Raw genomic sequence first — 1577 nt, forward strand, 5'->3', positions numbered from 1 at the left:
TCGGTCAGATACCCCATCGCGTCCCAGCTCAGCTTTTTGCTTTTACCGCTGGCGTCGATGATCTCGATCAGCTGGCCGTAGGCGTCGTGCCGGTAGCGGGTGACATGCCCCAGCGGGTCGGTGACGTGGGTGCAGTTGCCGCGCTTGTCGTAGCGGTAATGCCAGCTCTGGCCGGCGGTGTCGGTCTGCGCCACGGGCAGCGCCCACTGTTCGAGAAACACCGTGGCATCACGGCGTCCGAGCGGGTCCTGGGTCGAACACAGGTTGCCGGCGTCGTCGTAGCTGTAATGCCACTGCCCGTCCTGAGGGTCCACCGCGCCCAGCAACTGGCGCTCGTCGTTCCAGATAAACCGCCAGACGTGGCCGAGGGTGTCGCGGTAGTGGGTGATCTGGTGTTGGGCGTTCCAGTGCCGGGTGCTGACGCGGCCCAGGCCGTCGGTCACGACCGTGGTCCCGGCGCTCAAGTCATAGGCGAAGCGGTAGGCATCGCCGTCGTCGGTCCAGTGCTGAACCACCCGCCACTCACGCTCGTCGATCAGCGCCCACTGGTAAAAACAGCGCAGGCCGCTGGGCAACTGGTGCTCGACCATGCGCTGCTCGTGGTAGACGAAGCGCCGCTGCGTCTGGCCCAGCGCATCCTGCACCTGCGCCAGATCGCCCTGAGCGTCATACGCGTAACTGGCCAGGACCTCGCGAGTTTCATCGATGTACACCCGTTCGATCTGCTCGACCCGCCGCGGCCAGCGCAGTGAATACACCAGCAGCAGGCGCACGATGTTGTAGGTGTCACGCACATGGATCAGACGCCCTAGGTCGTCGTAATCCAGATAGATCCGGTTGTCGTTGCGGTCGCCCAGCTCGGTCAGGCGTAACACCCCAGGATTGGTCCCGACCGGCTCAAACAGGCGATAACGCCCGTCCTCGCTCTCGATCAGCAGCTGGCCGTTGTCATGTCGGCGTACCGCCAGGCCTTCACCGGCGCTGTACACCGCGCCGCCCAAGGGGATGCTGCCCATGTCGATGACGCGCGCCTGCTCATCGGTATAGATCAGCCGTTCGCCGCCCTCGGGGTGCGGTTCGATGCGCACGCCGACTTCAAACCCCACGCTCCAGCCCGTGCCAAACAGGCTATTGGGGCGGGTGTCGCGGCTGTTGTAGAAACGCTGCCACTCCACCGGCAGAATCCCGGCGATGAAAAAATCCAGTTCCTCGACATCGCCCAGCACCTTGGCGCCGGTGGCGGCATGCACCGGATTGGGTGATCCCGACATTGCCCGGGTCAAGGCGCCGACCGCAGCGCTCACCGCAAACCCGTTCACGCCACTGAGCGCCATGCACGGCAGGTTGCTGACAAAGGTGCCGGGGCCGCCGCGCAGCATCATCAGCGCCGACACGGCCATGCCGACGCCCGGCGTCTTGCCGCTGCGCACTTTACGAACCACCATCTTGGGTCCGCCGATGACCACGTTGGGCGAAATCCGCCCGGACGACACCACCGTCGCGCCACAACTGCTGCGGTCGCCGCTGCGCACGGCGGGCTGGCCGTTGATGTAGACCGTGGCCGAACCCTCGGCCAG

Annotated in this window: 1 protein-coding gene; it reads right to left on the bottom strand. The window is 65.6% G+C overall.

Going from position 1 to position 1577, the window contains the following annotated elements; translation table 11 throughout:
- The coding region (locus ACWKV9_RS27640; protein WP_483839287.1) for a DUF6531 domain-containing protein at positions 1-1577 on the bottom strand (1577 nt) is incomplete at both ends.

The organism is Pseudomonas corni (assembly GCF_057128765.1).